General features: G+C 43.5%; 12 protein-coding genes. 4 read left to right on the forward strand and 8 right to left on the reverse strand.

The features are described from left to right. Positions 1 to 8 precede the first annotated feature (8 nt). Together DESOR_RS25565 and DESOR_RS25570 are read right to left on the reverse strand one after the other, a co-directional pair. Entirely contained in the window at positions 9 to 1,598 is a 1,590-nt protein-coding gene (locus tag DESOR_RS25565; protein WP_014187493.1) for an N-acetylmuramoyl-L-alanine amidase, read from the reverse strand. A gap of 87 nt (positions 1,599 to 1,685) precedes the next feature. Further along, positions 1,686 to 4,226: a S8 family serine peptidase gene (locus DESOR_RS25570; protein WP_014187494.1), complete on the reverse strand. Its 2,541-nt coding sequence runs from the start codon at positions 4,224 to 4,226 to the stop codon at positions 1,686 to 1,688. 279 nt (positions 4,227 to 4,505) lie between these two features. Here DESOR_RS25570 and DESOR_RS25575 point away from each other — a divergent pair, with 279 nt between their 5' ends. Beyond that, complete coding sequence (locus tag DESOR_RS25575) at positions 4,506 to 6,554, forward strand: cell wall-binding repeat-containing protein (protein WP_014187495.1); 2,049 nt, start codon at positions 4,506 to 4,508, stop codon at positions 6,552 to 6,554. A gap of 791 nt (positions 6,555 to 7,345) precedes the next feature. Here DESOR_RS25575 and DESOR_RS25580 read toward each other — a convergent pair. Next, a complete protein-coding gene (locus DESOR_RS25580; RefSeq protein ID WP_014187496.1) occupies positions 7,346 to 11,074 on the reverse strand; it encodes a cell wall-binding repeat-containing protein in 3,729 nt (1,242 codons plus the stop codon). A gap of 658 nt (positions 11,075 to 11,732) precedes the next feature. On the opposite strand from DESOR_RS25580, the gene DESOR_RS25585 reads away from it, so the two are divergent. The 3 genes from DESOR_RS25585 to DESOR_RS25595 are packed head-to-tail and all read left to right on the forward strand — an operon-like array spanning position 11,733 to position 14,030. Continuing rightward, the gene (locus DESOR_RS25585) at positions 11,733 to 12,086 is read left to right on the forward strand and encodes an EamA family transporter (RefSeq protein ID WP_242832409.1); all 354 of its coding nucleotides are present in this window, start codon (positions 11,733 to 11,735) and stop codon (positions 12,084 to 12,086) included. A 12-nt stretch (positions 12,087 to 12,098) separates the two neighbouring features. Further along, entirely contained in the window at positions 12,099 to 13,169 is a 1,071-nt protein-coding gene (locus tag DESOR_RS25590; RefSeq protein WP_014187498.1) for a GNAT family N-acetyltransferase, read from the forward strand. Between the two features lie 36 nt (positions 13,170 to 13,205). Beyond that, positions 13,206 to 14,030: an XrtA system polysaccharide deacetylase gene (locus tag DESOR_RS25595; RefSeq protein WP_014187499.1), complete on the forward strand. Its 825-nt coding sequence runs from the start codon at positions 13,206 to 13,208 to the stop codon at positions 14,028 to 14,030. A 250-nt stretch (positions 14,031 to 14,280) separates the two neighbouring features. Here the strand turns inward: DESOR_RS25595 and DESOR_RS25600 are convergent, their stop codons facing one another. The 5 genes from DESOR_RS25600 to DESOR_RS25620 all read right to left on the reverse strand — a co-directional run bounded on the left by DESOR_RS25600 (position 14,281) and on the right by DESOR_RS25620 (position 20,164). Further along, on the reverse strand, positions 14,281 to 14,985 hold the full coding sequence (locus tag DESOR_RS25600; RefSeq protein ID WP_014187500.1) for a glycosyltransferase family 2 protein: 705 nt from the start codon (positions 14,983 to 14,985) through the stop codon (positions 14,281 to 14,283). A 114-nt stretch (positions 14,986 to 15,099) separates the two neighbouring features. After that, the gene (locus DESOR_RS25605) at positions 15,100 to 15,489 is read right to left on the reverse strand and encodes a DUF2304 domain-containing protein (protein ID WP_014187501.1); all 390 of its coding nucleotides are present in this window, start codon (positions 15,487 to 15,489) and stop codon (positions 15,100 to 15,102) included. Then, the gene (locus tag DESOR_RS25610) at positions 15,490 to 16,788 is read right to left on the reverse strand and encodes an ArnT family glycosyltransferase (protein WP_014187502.1); all 1,299 of its coding nucleotides are present in this window, start codon (positions 16,786 to 16,788) and stop codon (positions 15,490 to 15,492) included. Positions 16,789 to 16,814: 26 nt separating this feature from the next. After that, positions 16,815 to 19,145, reverse strand: coding sequence for a cell wall-binding repeat-containing protein (locus tag DESOR_RS25615; protein WP_148265326.1), 2,331 nt, complete (start codon positions 19,143 to 19,145; stop codon positions 16,815 to 16,817). 362 nt (positions 19,146 to 19,507) lie between these two features. Next, positions 19,508 to 20,164: a sugar transferase gene (locus DESOR_RS25620; protein ID WP_014187504.1), complete on the reverse strand. Its 657-nt coding sequence runs from the start codon at positions 20,162 to 20,164 to the stop codon at positions 19,508 to 19,510. Positions 20,165 to 20,176 lie beyond the last annotated feature (12 nt).

Genomic DNA, 20,176 nt, shown 5'->3' on the forward strand with positions numbered 1-20,176 from the left:
TTTTAAGATTAATATCCCTCAAAGCTTAGAATTCCTTGGTATATGCCTTGAGCTGCCTTCGTCTGAAATTCTGGAGAAGATAATAGTTTTTCTTCCGCTGGATTGGAGAGGAAGCCTAACTCCACGAGGACTGCCGGCATTTTTGTGTTTTTAATTACATAGAAGGAAGCGTTCTTAACTCCCCGATTATTCAACCCGATTGCTTTGATCAGCTCACTCTGAATGTTTTCCGCCAAGACTTTAGACTGAGGGGACACCGGATTCAGGGAACTATAGTAGGTTGTTGAGCCTGCTGCTTCCGGATTGCTGAATGAATCATTATGCAGACTGATGAAGAGATCAGCGTTGTGGTCGTTGGCGATTTCAGTTCTCGCTTCAAGATCAGCACGCTCGGAGTAGGTGCCTTCAGCCGGTGTAACATCTGAGCTTCTCGTAATAATAACTTGGGCTCCGGCTGAACGAAGCAAGCTTGCCAGATTTAGCCCTACTGAAAGGGTATTGTTCTTCTCATAGGTCCCGGATGCTCCCTTAGCTCCAGGATCAGGACCCCCATGCCCCGGATCAACGACAATTGTCAGGCCTTTTAAAAGATAATCCGGCTGTACCTTACCTTCAACGATATCTCTGACTTTATCTGTGATTACTGCTGTTCCCCCGATAATCACTACCGTACGTGGACTTTCCTCCGGCCTGGATAATACTGAATAAGTGGCTCCCGGCAAAGTTGTCCTTTGGGTCATGACAATACCTGCTTGTCGTTTTGCCGCCAAACCACCTGCTGTGAGAGCGTCAGGAAAATTCTCACCGGTTACCAAGTACGAAGTTTGGGAAGGCAAAGCATCCTTAGCAAATTCATATACTTCTGCGGCGGTATCATAACGGTCGTTTCCAAAAATCCGCTGCACATTCTGCAAACGGTCTAAAGTACTTGAAGACACCACAGCTTCTCCGCCCACGACAATTGTATATAAGTCCCCTTCGTTTTGCATGTCTTCAAGAGCCTGCTGAGTTGACCTGGGCATTTCCTTAGCTCTTGTTAAAAGAATCGGGGTCTCTGTGACACCTGCGTAGGCGGAGATTGAAAGAGCATCTGGAAACTGTTCACCACTGGCTAAGATAACATCTCCTTTATATCCTACTCGTTCCGCAACTTTTTGCGCTGTCTCATATTGATCATAGCCAAAAATTCGTTCAGGCTGGTTCAGTCCTGCGTTGACAATATCTGACTCAACTTGCTGGCTTAAGGCAGCTGATCCTCCTAAGATGATTACATTCCGGGCGCCTAAACGTTTGATTTCCTCCATAACCTGAGGGTCCACTCCTTCTGTCGGAGTCAGCAAAATCGGTGCATCCAGTTGATGAGACAAAGGTGCTGCTACCAAAGCATCCGGAAAGTTATCGCAATTTGCCAGTATGACGGTATCTGCCTGTTTCCAGCCGATTTTGGAAACTTCAATGGCAGTATCTATTTGACGCACTCCGTAGATCCTCGAAGTGTCTAAGGCTAATGGAGCGGCAGTGACCGGTGTCTGAAACCCCATTAATAATCCTAAGCCAAGAAATAACATCCCTAGTAGTTTCCACTTTAAATTTGCCACTTCATCCCTCCTCAAATTTTCGAACTTATTGTCTTTCGACAGTATATCACTTGTTCCTGCAAGACTTTTGTGACAAATCTATTAAGATTACTGAACCCAAGTGTGAATAGTTTGAACAATGCTCTCCGGCAAGGCTGAGACCCCTCCCAAGACTTCCACCTGATTTCCCTGCCAGGATTTTAAGAGTGAAGAAAGACTGTCAGGAATAGAAGAGTGGGTTGGGACCAAGACGACCCTCGCTCCGTAGAAGGCTGCACGTACTGCTCCGGTCAAAGCATCCGGGAAGTTTTCGCCCGTTGCAATTTCCACTCTGGCGGTGGTGGGAGGATACAACTGGAGGACGGCAGCCGCCGTGTCGTAGGCAGTCCTTCCACTGATCCGGTTGGGGAAAGGAAGCTGCTCCATTACCTTAGTTCCTACTACAGCCGTTCCTCCTATTACCAGAGACTCTGTAACCTTCAGCTCCTGCAAAGCGGTTTGAGTATCTTTTGGTAAAGTCTGAGGTTTAGTAAGCAAAATCGGTATTCCCTGCCTTGCTGCCCAGGAAGAGATAACCAGCGCATCTTGGAAGCTGCTGTCGCTGGCTATAACAGCCTTGCCCTGAGTACCTAATTCGAGGGCTATAGCACGGGCAGTTCCCTCTGCAGTATATCCAGAGAGGCGTTTTACTTCGTAGGTTTGCTGAAGTTCCTTTTCGATCTGATCAGATAGAGCTGCAGTTCCCCCTAAGAGATAAACCGTTTTCGGAGCCAGACGCCGAAGCTCTGCTCGAACCTCCTCATTAAGTTCCGAACTTTGCGAGAGCAAAATTGGTGCTTGCATTTTATAGGCGAGAGGCGCTCCAGCCAGGGCATCAGGAAATTGATTAACTTGAGCTAAAATTACGGTGTCTGCTCCTGTCGGAAATGTTTCCTTAGATATCTGTACGGCTGTCTCCTCTGCAGTCACTCCTGCAAAACGATTGTCATCCTTCCCATTTGACTGAGCAGTGCCAAGTACATAAATTCCCGGCATATAAAGTCCAAATCCGGCTTTCCCATCACTGATCTCTCCGCCCAGGGAGATCCAGCGTGAGCCGCTCCAACGATAAATACTCCCTTCGAAATTTCCTTTCAGGCCAGGATTCCTCCATTCCAAAGAGAGCATCTGTTGGGGAGCTGCATTTCCCCAGTTGACCTGAAAGGCGGGAGTCAAAAATTGGGAACCATTGGGTAAATCAGCTGGAGCAGCAATATTATTTACTGTCACGTTTTCGACCTGCTTAAAAGCTTGTTGAGGAATCGTTAAATCCAATTGAGTTGTGCCTTCCACTGCTTCAACAATTCCTCCCGCTGCATCAATACGTGCCGGCGATGACACTTTTTGTAAGGTTTGATTGTCGAGATTCAAGGCCAGCTTTACATCCACCAATCCATACCCATACTGATTATCCTGCCCTGGAGAGCCTAAATCTTCAGTTCCTTGCTCAAGAGCTTTAATAACTTGATCTCTGGACCATTCCGGATGTTGGCCCCAAATTAAAGCGGCTTCTCCGGAAACGAAAGGCGCAGCCAAAGAAGTCCCGCTCGCATAATTATAGCCGGACCCCTCTAATTGGCTCCATCCATCTGTAGGGATATAATCACCAGGTGCAGCTAAATCTACTTCTGAGCCTGTGGCTGAATAGTCAGTCACATTATTTGATTTATCAGTGGCCGTAACCGCTAGTACCCGGGAATCGGCAGCAGGATAGCTTACACCCGGATTGTCTTGGGAATCCGGATCATAATTTCCGCTAGCCGCAACCATCAGGCAGCCTTTATCGTAGGCGTAGGCAATAGCCTTCCTTAAAATTTCCGAGGAATCAGAACCATTCTCTGAGCCTAAGCTTAAGTTAATAATTTTTGCGCCATGATCTGCAGCCCACACAATTCCGTCAGCAATATCATCATCATAGCCAACGCCCTTGGCACCTATGGCCTTGATCGGCATAATTTTAGCTTGATAGGCCACTCCAACTATACCCACATCATTGCGTTCTGCTGCCGCAACTCCGGCTACTTCGGTTCCATGACCGTTATTATCTTGATTGGCTCCCGCTGCCTCACTCCCTGTAATGGCATTGTACCCAGCTACTATATTACCCATTAGATCCGGGTGTTTTAAGGCGATGCCCGTATCCACGAAGGCAATGGTTACCCCCTGACCTGTTACACCCTGATCCCAGGCTTCCGATACACCTTGATTAATCAGCGGCCATTGTTTCTCATAAAGGGGGTCTTTCAGGTCTGTCGTTTGAGCGCTGCTCTGTATGGTCCAAGAATGGTTTTCTTCAGCGCTTAAAACCCCTGGGGCATCCTCCATTTCTTGGATGATCTCTTGAATATTTTCATTTTCAGGAAATTCCAAAGTTGAAAAATTCAAGGGTCCTTGACGTACGATCTTGGCGCCAAAATTCTTGGCTAGTATATCAAGGCTTGTCCCCTCGGCTAAGGACAGAACAACTTGGTGGGATTCAGGCGGATTAGCTGCTGCCTGCAATGTGTCGACAGCAACCACAGGGCCTATTCCTAAGTTAAGCAGCATTATCCCAATAATTCCTAAAGATAACAGCGTAGATTTGGTTCTCCAAGACCAGGGTTTTAACATTTTTGTCCACGCCTTTCTACTTTAAAGTATTTGTTTATGCAACTGTTTGTTAATATTTTAATTTTAAACATAATACTCTTATTCGACAAAATATACAGCATTCCTCTCCTTTAAGGGCATTCCTTTGTTGTCATATTTTTACATCAATTTTTTAAAGGATTTTTGTTGTATATAAAAGAATAATAAGTAATCCTGATAGGTTAGAAAACTTGATGATTTATTTGTTTGATACTAGAAAAATAGACCCGACTATGCAAAAAGAAAGAGGTTTTAATAATAATGAACTTTTTTACAAAGAAAGCCCTATGTATTCTCTTTAGTTTAGTAATTCTGACCAGCTTCTTCCCTCTACTCCCGGTTCAAGTACAAGCTGCCCCGGTAGAATCCGTCACTAATCGCATTTATGGGAATACACTATATGACACGGCTGTTGAGATTTCCAAGCAAGGCTGGGAATCTGCCCCAGTCGCGGTTTTAGCAACAGGCACGAATTTTCCAGACGCTTTGACAGGAACTGTACTGGCCCACAAGGTAAATGGCCCTTTGCTTCTCACTGAATCGGACCATCTGAACCCTGACGTGGCTGCAGAACTTAAACGTCTCGGCACGCAGGAAGTTTATTTGCTCGGAGGAACAGTCGCCTTAAACACAAAGATTGAGGAATCTCTTAAAAATCTTGGAATCCTGCCAAAACGTCTCTCGGGATGGGATCAGTATGGGACCGCCGAAGAAATTGCTAAAACTGTAACTTCAAGTTCCAGTCAAGCCTTTATAGTGAACGGAGAGCATTTCCCTGATGCTTTAAGTATTTCCTCTTATGCAGCTGCACAAGGAATTCCGATCCTTCTCACTCATTCAGATACGCTGCCTACTGAAACTATTAAAGCACTAAGTGAATTAGGGGTTACTAATGTAACACTGGTTGGCGGAACGGCAGTAATTAATGAGAGTATTGAGGAACAGTTGGCTAAGCTGCCTCAACCTGTTAAGGTCACCGCCCGCTATGCAGGGTATGATCAATACGAAACAAATGCTGTAGTTTTAAACCAATTGCCCTATGATACCTCTAAAATCTATGTAGCAACAGGACAAAATTTTCCGGATGCCTTAGCCGGTGCTGCTCTGGCAGGTAAGACCAATGCTCCTATTCTCTTAATTCCTAACTCCAAATTAGGCAACTCAACCACCATTTATCTTAATCAAAAACGGACTTCCGGCTCTGCTTTCACAATTTTTGGGGGGTGGGGTGTTATCAGTTATACAATGGAAAGCGTCATTCGTACCGGTGCTGTTCAAACCCAAGTATCTCTTCAATATACTCAAGGTGGTTATAGCGGCACAAACGGCATGCTTAATCAGGTCAAATCCATTCCTTCACCGGCGACGGATTATGCTGATATTATTGCTCCAAGCTGGTATTATCTTGATGATACTGCTGATGGAAACATTGTCGGAGGCTGGGATGCAACTCCTCAAGATTACAAGCAGTTTACAGCCTTCGTTCAGGCCCGCAATTTAAAAGTCCTGCCTGTCATTCAGTCTTCCTGGGATACACCAAAAACCGCTGACACGGTCATGGCATCCGCATCTATCCGAGCTAAACTAATTAATCAAATCCTGGAGAAAATTCAAAGTGTGAATGCCGATGGTATTGTAATTGATTTTGAATTTATGAGTAATGAAACCGGGCCTTATCTAACCCAATTCATGAAAGAGCTTTATGCTAAGCTTCACCCCTTAAATAAATTAGTGATTGAAGCTGTTATGCCCAGAACAGGTGGTGAGGCCTGGCTGGGTGAGTTTGACTACTATGGCCTTTCACAGTATGTTGATTACCTGCACGTTATGACTTATGACTATAGCCATGGAATCCCAGGACCAATCGCCCCGCTGGATTGGGTCAACAAAGTTATGCAATATACTAAAAGTCAAGGGGTTGACATGCGTAAAGTACTTCTGGGAATTCCCTACTATGGGGTAGACTGGACAGCGACAGGTAATTCCTCTGCTCCCTACACCCGTCGTTCCCGTGGGCTTCATACCCTTTACGGGCCAACAGCAGATAAAGACTTAAGCGGTGTCATGGAACTCATTGCTCAGCACAAAAGTACAATACAAAGAGATGCCTCGCAGGTCCCCTATTTCAGCTACACGGATTCGGATGGTACCCATACGGTTTACTATGATGATGCACAAAGCTGGCACGCCAAAATGGAGCTGCTCAGTAAATACGGACTCGGCGGAGTCGGAGCTTGGTCTATGTACTGGACAGTTAACCCGGAAAGTTCGAATATGATTTTCCCAATTTTAAAGCAGCATTTAAGGTGAAATGAAGGTAAACTGTACCCCCATAGTATAGATCACAGCTTCTTTTTCTGTGTACAACCAATAGGATCTAATTTACCAATTTTCTAATAGAAATTCAAACGAGCCTCAATTAGCATAATAATCAATTATTAGGGATTAGGACTAAGATATATATTTCAGACCTACTCTTCCGTCGGAAGTAACCCCCCGCAGTCGAACTTAAAATCCTGTTAATGTATTAACCCACTCTTAATATGAATAACATTTACTCGAACCGAAAGATTGAGATCGCTATAAGATAGACATTAGACATCAGCATCATGTGGTTGTTAGAAAGCGGTAAGGCCCCAGACCGTATTTGAAGAACTAACATTCTGACCAATGACTTAATCTTCAAAGATCTCTTTGTGCTGGCCAAAAATTTAAGCTGATGCCCACTAGAAAACCTTTGTCTAGGAGTGTCATTAGTAACAATAAGCCAAAATATTTCCCGATTCGCATGCTTGCTCCACCGTAAAAGATTGCGCCATACTATAGCAATCGAGTAGGAGGCTACCCATTATTTGAATAGCCGGCCCCAGTGTTCCTCAGGCCGGAATTTTGCTCATCACGCTTCCTTCAGATTCCACCTCACGGTGGACACCCTTGTGCTTGGCTAATGGTTGGCAACTGCCAGCCCCCATAGCGAACCTTTCACCGCCTAACTACGCGCCATGCGTGGTGCACTTAAAAAAGAACCCCTTTGGATTTCTCCGCTGGGGTTCTTTTTTTGCGATTGTTAATGCTACTTTATCAGCTGCCGTCTTCTAAGCTTATGACAGAGCTGCTTCTGCTGCTGTTAACTTAGCATAATTCGTTACAAAATCTTTTTGTGCAGGTGTTAAAGCATCATACGCCGCTCTTGCAGCCGCTACTTCTCCACCAGTGTTAAAGGTAGGATCAGTTGGATCCATTGCTGCAGCATCAAGACTACTAATCAAAGAAGTTACTGCTGCTGTTTGAACACTAGCAATCTTTGTAGCTACTAATGATGTTACTACACCATTAGTAACTTCGATATTTGAAACTTCATCGCTTGTATCTAAAGCTGTAAAGATTGCAGCATCACCTATTGCTATAATACTACCTTTTGCTGTTTTTAGAATTGTGCTTGCACCTAATACATAAGGAGCATTATCAACATAAACAACTTTATTTGCAGTATCTTCATAAGTTACTACACTTGTAGTAGGGGTAGTAGGTGTGGTAGCTGTGGAAGTATCGTAAATGAAGAACTTAGCATATAAGCCAGTTTTTGCATCCAATACAACGGTTACATTTGACTTGCCGCGGAGATCACTTAAGGATTTTACAGAGATGTCGGAAGGATCTGTAGCGTTTAAGACCAAGCCGCCGTCAGCAAGCTTATAAGTTGTGCTGCCAACAGTTACTTTCTTATTGCCTACGTCTACGCCATTTTGTGCAACGCTGCCTGTGAATACACGGCTTGAGTAGTTGCTGTCGATATCGTTGCCAGCTCCGGCTCTAGCAAATCCTTTGACTAAATTCATATTATCTTCGTTAAATTGAAGTACTACTACTTGCCCTTTAACAATATCGTCAGCTGTAACTTTATCTACTGCTAATGTTTTCAACTCTCCACCTGCATATACAGTTACGCTAACAATTTTTCCGTCTGTATTGCGAAGAACTTTGGTAACCAATGCTTCGTCATAAGACTTATCATCGCTGGTGGTGCTATCGTACCAAATAGCTACGACTTCGGCATCATCATTATAGATATAGGTTCCGTTGTCGATTTCTGATCCTTGATAATCACCAAAAGCTGAAACGACATAATCCTCTGCATTAGTATTTGCTGAGTCTTCAGTAGCGTCAAATATAACTGTATTAGCGGTTAGCTTCTTGCCATCAATATACTTGTCGCCAGCCTTGATGGTATTTGATGAGCCAATGGTTCCAACGCCAACCAGACCGTTAGCATCGCTAAAGAACTCAAGTTCTTTAAGATTTCCATTGTCATCCAGGTGTAGTTTAACTAGGCTTCCGGCATCAGCTTCACTGCTAAAGGAGACATCGACTTGGGTTCCTTCGCCAACAGTTGGAGTTGAATCGGAGTTATCTGTCAAACGAATACCTGTATACGCTCCAACAGTTCCAATCAATGATGCCTTCCAATCACTGCTTGCGCCCGAATCATTGTTAATATCATAATCTGTGCCGTCAACAGTAATGGTATCTAAATCCCCTAGTTCCATATCATAAGAAACTTCTTCATCATCTTGGGTTAATGCATCGATCTCTACTTTATCTCTGGCTGCTTCATAACCTAAGATATCTTTAGTTAATACTGCAACTTTTGAATTGCTGTCAACAAGAGCTGTATCACCACTGATATAGATGAGGTTTCCAGCATAGTCGGTGTAGAGAGATACTTCGCCGGCAGCTTGAAGTTGTTCTGCTGCATCAGAGTCTACATCAGCCACTTCGCCGTCTTCATTGATATAAACTGCTTCTTTTGAATAATCAAAGTCAGCTGCTGCATCTGCGTCATAGTCATAATTGTAAGTTTGTCCACCTACTTCGATGGAGTTTTCATATACTTGGTCAATCTCGCCGGTAGCTGCTTTGTTATTCAATACTTCAGCATAACCATCTTTATTATCTGCATCATCGCTATAGAATAACAAGTCTCCCTTTTGGAGATCGTCAAGAGCAACTACTTTTCCATCTTTAACAATTGTTGCATCTGAAGCGTCAAATGAGCCAGAACCTTCAACTCCAACGACTTCATCTCCGTCAACAGAGTTAACAATCAGGACATCTTTCAGAGAATATGCGCTTACATATTCGATATCTCCGGCACTATCAAAGCCTACTTTAGCAAAGTTAAACTTCTTATTCAGCTGGTCAGCAATGTTTACTTTTTCACCATCTAAATAGAAGGCAAATTTTTGATTGCTGGTATTGTTGTAGTCTTCTTCAGAGACATCGTACTTCTTATCTTCCGACAGAAGTTTGATTTGATTTACTTTTGTAATTTCGATTGCATCACTCTTGGCAGTTGTGCTGACAATTGAATAATTCGTTAATTCATTATCAGCGTTGTACCAAACTTGGACAAGTTCTCCCAGCGCACCTTCATAGTCAAAATTCATGCCGGTCGGTACTTTCAGAGTAAGCTTATCACCCGTTTTGTCAGCATACGCTACAATTTCGTTGTCGCCAACGTTAATGTCCTGTACGCGAACTTTTTGAGATAATGAACGGTTGAAGGTGGTTTTCAAGATTGTCCCATTGGCATTTACAGTAATATTATAATCTTGGAGGTATTGCAGTACTATATCAGAATCACTTGCGGCATACAATTCCACTGTTGCAGTTAAACCATTAGGAGACATTTGTACGCTCTTAACACCATAACGTTCTAAGGTGTCAGCATTTTCAACAACGATATCTGACGGCTGAAGCGTATTTACGGCTTTGCTGAAGTCTATTTCAAGGAAACGGTTACTGTCGTCAAGTGCGCTTACTGATACAATTGCAAGCTCTCCAGGTACGCTTGTAACATTACCTTCAGCAACTCCTTGGCGTACATTTTCAGGAACAACAGCTGTACCGCCGAGAGCTGTTACAACAGTGCTTGCGGAAGATTTGCTGTAAGTGAAGGCTGCAGCAGCAGGAACAGTTTTTCCATCTGTGAGTACGACTGCAGATTTCGTTTGAGCTGCGAGAGGTGCACCTGCCAAAGCATCAATTCCAGTTGCGCCGTTAGCAACATAAACATTGTCAAATTCCAAAGAAGAAGCAAAGTCTTGAATAACTTGATTATTGGTATCATAAGCAGTCATGCCGGCATGTCGAGTTGCATTGGGGAGTGCAGCTTTAACTGCATCACTAATGATGCCTGTTCCACCGATAATATCACTTGATGTGATACCAGCACTTGCTAAGTAGTTAGCTACACTAGCAGGAAGTGCATCTTTATTAGTTAAGAGGATTGGTTCATTGTTAGCAGCAGCTACTGATGCGATGGAGAGCGCATCGGGAATGCCGTTGGCAATCGCTACTTTAGTAACTCCCGTCATTTGTTTAGCGATATTGACGGAGGTTTCAGCACGATCATAACCGCCAAGGGCGATAACTTCAATGCCCATACCTTTTAACTCATCGATAACTCCTTGTTTGATAACTGCAGTTCCGCTAGTTACATAGACAGTTTTAACTGCCAGTTTAGTAAGTTCTGCTTTAGTAGCAGCGTTAAGTGTGTTTCCGGCACCGGTTAATAAGATAGGCGCTTTCAAAGAAGCTGCAAGCGGTCCGGCGGTTAATGCATCAACCATACCATAGGAGGTTGAGGATGCAAGAATTGCTTTGTCCGTATAGCCAGTTTGATCAGCAATTTGTACTGCAGTGTCTTCTGCTGTTAAACCTGCTAGACGAGTCGGAACAGTTCCATTAGCGAATGCATTAAAAGGAATTGTTGTTAGTGTCATGCCGGCAATAGCTAAAGATGCTAGTGCTTTTTTTGTCTTTTTCATCTAGTAAATTTCTCCTCTCAATATTTAGAACACTTATAATACTGAAACCTGAGTCTCGGTTCTTTCTAACAATTTTGTAGCCATCCACCTCCTAATCAGTAATAGTTAAACGTTTAGACATTGCGCATTATCTAAAAATAGTCCGGCTGGATTTATTGGAAGCGTCCCTCCCTGAAATTATTTCAGCCCAGCGGATACTTTTTAGAGCAACATTGTGTAAAAATTAAAGATTAATAGTAGTGGACTTTAATTTCTTGCCGCAAATAGAGATTAACATATTAAATAAAAAAATACATTTCAAATATTATGGGTATATTTCCATTTATTACTTATAAATAATATTCTGTTGATATGTTTTAAATAAGGGCAATGCATAATTACTAAGCTTCCTATATTAATCCTGATAATTGTGAACAAAATGTGAAGACTTTGGCTTAAAATTTTAACAATTAATAGACGTTGAAACCGTAAGTTTTAATTAGATGATATTAGAAAAGCCGTCCACTGAGTTCATTCAACAGCGAAACGGCTTAAGTTCTATTTTTGAAATATAACTTCGATACTGTATAACTGGCCTAGATTATTTTCAGATTTAACACACTTGCTTAAAACCACTCAAATTGTATAATGTTTTAGAATGCTATTCTAATATAATGAGGTGACTTTTTTGCTGGTTATCCTTACCATCCTTAATTCTATCCTTATGGTAACAGGGCAAACCCTTTGGAAATTGGGAGCCTCCGGAAAAGAGATCCATAGTATCGGTCAGGTTCTGCGCCTTTTCTTAAATCCTTACATAATTTCAGGACTCATGGTCTACGCTTTTGCCTCCGTGCTTTGGATTTACATTTTAAATAAAGGCGAGCTAAGCTATGTGTATCCCATTCAAAGTACGGCCTTTATCTTTGCTTTAATTATTGGCGTTTCATTTTTTAAAGAAGATCTTACTCTTACCAAGGTCCTGGGCGTTTTAGTGATTTGCCTTGGTGTTATAATCATTACACGAAAGTAGGAATTAAACATTATGTGGAAGGCCGTCAAATACAAACCGGAAAACTTGCCGGAAACTATTAAAATGACGCGGGAATATTATGGGGATTCCTGGATCTCTAATTTAGATTTTTTAAAATGGCAATATGAAACAAACCCAGCCGGACCGGCAATCATCCAATTAGCCAGAGATGTTGAAAGTGATCAGCTGGCCGGCCAATATGTTGTGATACCTATGCGATTTAAGGCATTCCATGAGGCCATTAACGGGACCCTCTCCTTAAATACCCTCACCCGTAAAATCTATGGAGGACAAGGCATCTTTACCGGATTGGCGAAAGCCGTTTATCAAGAGTCTGCTGAACAAGGCGCTCTCTTTTGCTATGGATTTCCCAATCCTAATTCCTATCCTGGGTTTACAAGAAAACTTGGCTTTACAGACTTAGGGAGTGTTCCCCTTCTGCTGCGCCCATTAAACACCAAAGCTTTAGTCCGGAAAAAGCTGGGGTCTCTGCTTGGTTCTCTTTCCCTGCCCCTTCATTTCTATTATAAAGTCCGTTCTAACTCTGATTCCAGCTATGAGGTTTACCCCCTTGACCCTTCAAACCTTTCTGACTTGAATGTGTTTTGGGCTAAGATTCAGGATAAATATCCCATTATGGGAGTACGTGATGCTGACTATATCCGCTGGAGATATTTTGACATTCCTTTACGTGACTACCAGGTTTACGGTGTACGCCGGAAGAATGAAACAGAACTTCTGGGCTACATTGTGGGCCGGTGTACAGAAGTCGCTTCCATGTCTTCCGGCATGATCGTCGACTTCCTGATTGCTCCGGAACATCCTGCTGCAGGCAATTGCCTTGTAAATACTCTTCTGCGCTTCTTTGCTGATCGGAAGATGGAATTAGCTGGATCTTTGCTCCTGCCTCACACTGAAGAATCTCGTATCTTAAAAAAGAATGGTTTTTTTACATGCCCCAAATCTTTGGAACCTCAGCCCTTTCCGGTGGTTTACCGCAGACTTAACCATTTCAATGAAAAGGATCCCTTTCTCCAGTTAAATCATTGGTTTCTGACCATGGGGGATTATGACGTTATCTAGTAAATCTACCCTTTGTTAAGAAAGCAGGCGTTAAATATGAAAAACATATTAACCATTGATTTGGAAGAATGGTTTCATGCTAATTATCACGATGATGTTTTTGACAACCACAAGACTTATGAAGTTCGAATCCTCCAAAATACAGAGCGTTTATTATCTCTATTTGAGGAGCACAATGCTAAAGCCACCTTTTTTGCTCTGGGGTACGTTGCTGAGAAACATCCCCGGTTAATTCAAAAAATAACTGATGCGGGACACGAGATTGCTTCCCACGGTTATGCTCATCAGTTAGTCTACCAGCAAACCCCCAGTGAATTTAGGGCAGACGTCAGAAAGGCTAAAGGACTTGTCGAAGATATTATCGGCAAGCCCATTAAAGGATACCGGGCTCCGTCCTGGTCCATAACCTCGAAATCCCTCTGGGCGTGGGAAATCCTTCAAGATCTGGGCTTTGACTATGACGCCAGCGTCTTTCCGATTCAAACCTATCTTTATGGCCTGCCTTCTGCTCCCCGCTTTACTTATCATCCTAAATATGAAGGCACGCCCCTCAGTCTTCTTGAAGTTCCTTCCTCTACCATCCGAATTCTAAACAAGAATATTCCTTTTGCGGGAGGATTTTATTTCCGTGTCCTGCCTTATATCATAATTTCACAATCCATCAGAATGCTTAATAAAGAAGGCCAGCCTGCTATCGTATACCTTCATCCCCGGGAGATCGATCCTGAGCAGCCAAGACTGAATCTCAGCGTCAAAGAAAGTCTCATTCACTATTTCGGAGTTAATGGATGTGAGAAGAAACTGACACGAATCTTGAAAAAGTTTGAGCTTACTTCTATAGAGGAGTACTATGAACTATAGAATGTGAAGTCAGGCTGAACAATTTACACTATGTTGAAAATAAGAAACGAGATGGCAGGGTTGTTCCTACGATCTCGTTTCTTTATTACGTCAAAAGGGGCTGTATAGATTCTAGAAGGCCACATTCTTCCAGAAAAGGAGTCCCCTATATTATACCAAATATTTACATCGATCACATCCTGTTTGAGATTAAAAGGTTAATACCTTTGATCTCGTTTAAATACAAGCAGCTATCATTGGCTGATTGATACTAGTCATTCCATATCCTGCTCATCATGGAGTTAAGAATAATAGCCAAACTCACCTTGAACATATAGTACCCGCTCTTAAACGGTGTAATAGATGAGTTTCCCGAAAGGCGAGGATCCATTTCCACGGAAACTTCTATCAAGTGCAGTCGGTTTTTAAGCAGGGTTACAATGGCATCCGGTTCCGGATAATCCGTGGAATAATGGGCAGAGACAATCCGCAGCGCTTTTTGGTTATAGGCCCGGAATCCCGAAGTTGGATCCGTAAAATTCCTACGAACAACGGATTGAATGGTTTTACTTAAGAGGTAAATCCCTAATCGGCGGGGCCAGGCGGATTTATAGGATGTTTTTTCCAGGAATCTCGATCCAATGGTTACATCGGTCTCCCCAAGTAGAATTGGGTCCACTAACTTCTTGATTTCTTCTCCTCTGTGCTGGCCATCTCCGTCTACCTGCAAAGCCACATCGTACTGATTCTTTAAGGCATAAATAAAGCCGGTTTGAACGGCTCCTCCGATACCAAGATTAACAGGCAAAGAAATAACCTTTGCCCCATGAGTACGAGCTATTTCAGCCGTTTCATCCGTGGACCCGTCATCAATAACAAGTACATCCAGCCAAGGGGATGTACTTCTTAAATTTTGAACTACTGAGCCAATATTGTCCGCCTCATTCAAGGCAGGAACAATCGCTAAGATTTTCATGGTTTATCCTACACGTCCTTATAGAATAACTTAATCTGTTTTAAGACTCTCACTTCAATTAGTGGGAGCCCGTCTTCTGTCTTAGAGGACTCTTCCTTCACAGGGAAGGTCCTTTTAATATAAATTAACTTTTTCAGACTTACTTTCCTGACCAGCAGTGTCTTCTTCCAAATTTTTTAAATCATCTTCAAGCAAAGCGATCCGTTGGATCAAGACCCGATTAGCCGAACTCAGCCGGGATATTTCTAAGGAAAAATGCACACATAAAACAAAGACCAGGATCCCAAAAATCACGAAGATTGCAGACGGTGCATAATAAATCCCCATTATATCAGCTAGGTACTCAATTCCGTTTTTCCAAAGGGATAGAATAATCATCCCCAAGCCTGCAACAATCCAAATCAAAGAATATTCAACAGCTAAACGCCGGCGGCGTACTTGCTCAATAATAAAACCTGTTACCAAAATGCTTATGAGTAAAACGACAAACTGAACACGTGACATTTAGATCCTCCCACTTGAGCGCGGATTTACTCTGGATAATCTCCCTATCCCCTTCAGAAACATAACTACCGCTAAGGACGCAAAAAGAACCATTGCCGGCATCACCGGCAAGCGGTACCGAGCCCCCGACACAACTGTGATCATGCTGACAATAAAGCTATAGTACACCGTGAAGATTAACAGGAAGCTATATTTCTTCAACTGAAAGAAACTGAGAATTATCCCAATCAGTCCCAGGAGCAGATACCATTGATCTAATATGTACCCCTGCATTTTATAAGCTTTTCCGAACACAGGTGTAACCGGCTGCCAGAATAAATTTTTCTCTTTGGCAAAGGTTCGCTGCAAAAATTGGATTGGGTGATTTAAAATATAAGACACTCCTAAGCTCTTATATTCTTTCTCCTGTTCTGACAGCGGTAACTTTTCGATTCTGCCTTTTACCTCAGGATCATAGCTGGGCTGTGTGAAGTAAAAATAACTGTCGGTAATCGTCTTAGGATTGTTTCCCAAATAGAATTCATAGGAGCCGTAATTAGACACCGCAATAAATTGATGGTAACGAATGCCGTTGCGAATCCACCATGGACACATCACCAGTATGGTCATCACAACAATAATCGTAAAATCTCTAATGGCTATTTTCAATTTTCCCCGCTGCATCCACCAAATCCACAGCCCGAGAACAGGGAAAAAGAGCAAGAGCAAGGGACGTACGAGATTGGAAATACCAATCACTGCTCCTAAGATAAGAAGAGTTTTGAGTTTTGGTCTTTTAGCTTCTTTGGCATAGATTGCTAAGAGGTAAAGAAATAGAGTTATAGTAAAAACATAGGTAGTCTCAGTCAGTACATACATCCCCCAAAACGCAAATAAGGGGTAGCCGAGAGTCAACCCATAGGGGATCCAAGCATACCTCTTGCCAAACAATAACTCACCCGTCTTATAGGCCAAAACTGCGCTGGCTACACCGAGCAGGGCGTGCAGGTAAATGACCATGCCGTAACTTTTAAAGCCAAAAAGTCCATAAACTAAAGCCAGAAGCAAAGGATAGACGGGCCCAACCACATACTCCCGTGTTTGGGCCACCTCCCTTACAATCCCATCATCCCCTTGGACAAAATTGGCTGTGTTCACGAGCCCATGGCCATTGAGAAAATTCTCGGCAATATTTGAGTAATGATATCCGTCAGGAGAAATAAAATAAGGTGCGTTGTAAGATTTAATATACAGAACTTGAATACCAAGGGCAATAAAAAACAGAAGTGCTGTAAACCATACCTTGTTTCGTTTATTCAATATCGTCCATCCTCTGCCGATTAGGATCACTGAGAAGTTAGAAGACTCCCCACAGTTTCCTCGTTACTTTTGGAAATTACCCCGGTTCCGCCCAAGATATAGGCCTTCTTAATCTTTCCGCACAAACTCTCGAAGTAGTTTTCAGTATCGGAATTCAACTCCCCTTTGGGAATCAGGAACATAGGACTGCCTGTTAGAGCTGCAAAAGCTCCTCCTGACAGGCCATCCGGGAAATTTTCTCCAGTTGCAATCACAATTGTTTCCGGATCTTGTTTGAAATACTTAACAATTTCCAACATCGTATCATATTTTGTCTCCCCAGCCAAGCGGAGAGGACCATAGTCCGCCAGGGGGCCTCCTTCCGCATCAAAGGCTGTGGAAACCGCAAATTTACCTCCGACGATGATGGTTTTAGTCACTCCGAAATCTTTCAGCACTTCCATGGTAGCCGCGGGCAATTTCTTTTGCTCTGTTAAGAGGATGGGAATTCCCAGAGCCGCTGCCGGGGCTGACGCCGAAAGAGCATCGGGAAAGCTGGTACTGGAAGCAAGAATCACTTGTGAGCTAGGCCCGATCTTCTTAGCAATTGCTGCAGCAGTATCCGCCGCTGTATCTCCATATATTCGCTCATAAGGCAAATCTTCTTTGTTAAGGGCATCGGTAACGGGCTTGGTGACAGCTCCTTCTCCGCCGATCACATAGACTTTCTCCACAGCTCCCAACCTTTCGATTTCATCTAAGACCGCAGCGTCTAATTTATAAGGGGATGTCAGCAGCAGCGGTGCCTTAAGTTTCTTAGCCAAAGGAGCAGCCGCTAAAGCATCCTGGAAACGGTCTGACCGTGCTAAGAGTACAACCGAAGAAGAATTGTTGGCCCAGCCTGCCTGAGAAATTTTTATGGCAGTATCTTCAGCCCGTGTTCCATAAAGGCGCTCCATGCTAAACTCTTTGGGGGCCGAATCTGTATCTGAATCTTGGTCTGGGTCTGGGTCTGGATTTGGGTTTGGATTTGGGACAGGTGTGGAAGAGCTTGTTTTCTCATAGCCGGTTTTGGCACGCTCTGTTAGACTTGCATCAACTACTATTCCTTGCTGGACCGCCAAATAATATTTTGCGGCCGTCTCATTGGCGGAGTCAGTCCCTTCCTGGGCTAATTTATCAGCTTCAGCCAAAAGCTCTACATAGGTATGAAGCAGGCCGCTTTTCGCCTGTTCTTCCAGATCCGCATCCAGATCTGAACTCTGCAAAATAATTCCGTAATCCTGAACAGCTGTCAAGTCATCGGCACCTTTACCCTCATCAGCCAATTTATCCGCTTCAGCTAATAGTTTATCTAAGGCATCCTGAAGTCCCTTCTGGGCATCCTCCAAAATGTCATCATCTAATTTAGGTCCCTGGGCCACTGTCCAATAATATTTGGCTGCTGTTGCATATGAGGTATCTTTCTTCTCAAGAAGCAAGTCATCGGCTTCATCCAACAGCCTGTCATAAGCGCGGAGAATTTTTTGGGAGACAACCTGTTTATTAGTTAAGGACGGACTTTTATAGGCCGTAACATAAAAACCTAAAGCATAATAGGAACACCATTGAGCATAATTGTACCAGTAATCCCCATTAGCCGCTTCAACACTGGATCCCCCTCCCGTTGCCAGCAAACTGTCTTGGTCAACATCCAGGTCGCCAAGATGCATCGGCTCAGGCGTACTCCAGCGCCCGGATAAATATGGGGCATTAACAGGAGGTAATAACTCCTTGGGATATTTAGTGGCACCCGGGGCAAAGGTAATGGCACTATTGTATTTTTGGCCCATCAAACTAAAAACGGAATCCTGATAGGCGGATTTACCGGTGACTACATTAGGGTTATTCCTGGTTGCCCAGCTATTGTACCCCCATACGGCAAAATACCAGTTTTCTAAAACATTACGGTCTCCATCCCCGATTTTTGGATAGGCCCGCCATTTTTGATTAAGCAATTGGCAGCCCATTTCGATATTATAATCAATGTCATTTTTAAGTTTATTGACAGTCTCTGTGTCCTTGGCATCATAGACAGAAATCTGCATAATTCCGATTCCTACTCCGTCGCGCCCTATTAAGGGTTTATCCGTCAATGGCTCTCCTGTTGCCGGATCCAGTTCAAATTGTTTCCAGCCGCTTTCCATCCAGGCGATAGCCTTAAGCAGTACCGGTGGAATATTATATTTATTGGCCCAGAACTCCAGTTTCTCGCTAATTTCCTCGTAATAGGCTGTTTGATCAACTGCAGCAGAAACAGGAGCTGCTGGGAACAGCTGCATCAAAAAAAGTCCGACAATCATTATCGCCATGATTTTCCTAGATAGGTGCGCTTTCATTATTTTTCCCCTTCCTAACTGTGCAAATAGTCACAAAGACAGTTTCGGATTCTCTATTCGACATAGACTTCAATAGTTCCTGCCCAAAACTTTTCCTTATCTGTCCAATTTAGGATTTTGGCAATCCCGACAAGAGTGAGAGTTTTCTCCTGGGCTTGTACCAAAAATCTTACGCGCGTAAGATTTTTGGTACAAGCCCAACCGCAAAATCACCTATAGATCCATGCAAAATTCAGCCTCTTTGATAATTTAGCAAACCTTGAAAACATTCTCTGAAATTATAAAACCTCACTTAAGCAACTCTAAAGTCACTTAAGTGAGGTTTTCCACTGTAAAGCCCAGACAGGAGAACCGTCCCCCTGTCAGCGGGCTCCTTTTCCGGTGAAGACAACGAAGATAGTCTTCCAGAGTATCTTCAAATCCAGCCAAAAGTTCCAGGAACGAACGTAATCTAAATCATAGCTCATGGTTTCCCCCAGGGTCAGCTCGCTGCGCCCGTTAACCTGAGCTAAACCCGTGACTCCGGGCAGGACATTGAGACGCTGACGCTGCTCGGAAGTATAAAGCTTGACCAGTTCGGGAACCTCCGGGCGGGGACCTACTAGGCTCATATTCCCAATGAGGATGTTGAGGAGCTGGGGCAGTTCATCCAAGCTGGTTTTCCTGAGAAAATGCCCGCTTCGGGTAATGCGGGGATCATCTTTCTCCTGGAAAACGAAATTTTCCAGATCATTGACTTTATCCAGTTTATCCTTCATCAGGGCTTCCGCGTTTTGAACCATGGTGCGAAACTTATAAATCGTATAGGGCTTGCCTCTCAGCCCGATTCGGGTCTGTTTAAACATCGCCGGTCCCGGAGAGTCTGCCCGAATCCAAAGCACAATTAAAAGCCAGAAGGGCGATATTAGCACGAGGAGTGCTAGGGCTGCCACAAAATCCAACAACCTCTTGGCTCCCAGCTGCCATCCTGAGTATTCGAGATCTCTGCTTTCTGCCGATAGGGTAGAACTCTGACTCATCTAAGATATCTC

Source organism: Desulfosporosinus orientis DSM 765, from assembly GCF_000235605.1.
Classification (GTDB): Bacteria; Bacillota; Desulfitobacteriia; order Desulfitobacteriales; family Desulfitobacteriaceae; genus Desulfosporosinus; species Desulfosporosinus orientis.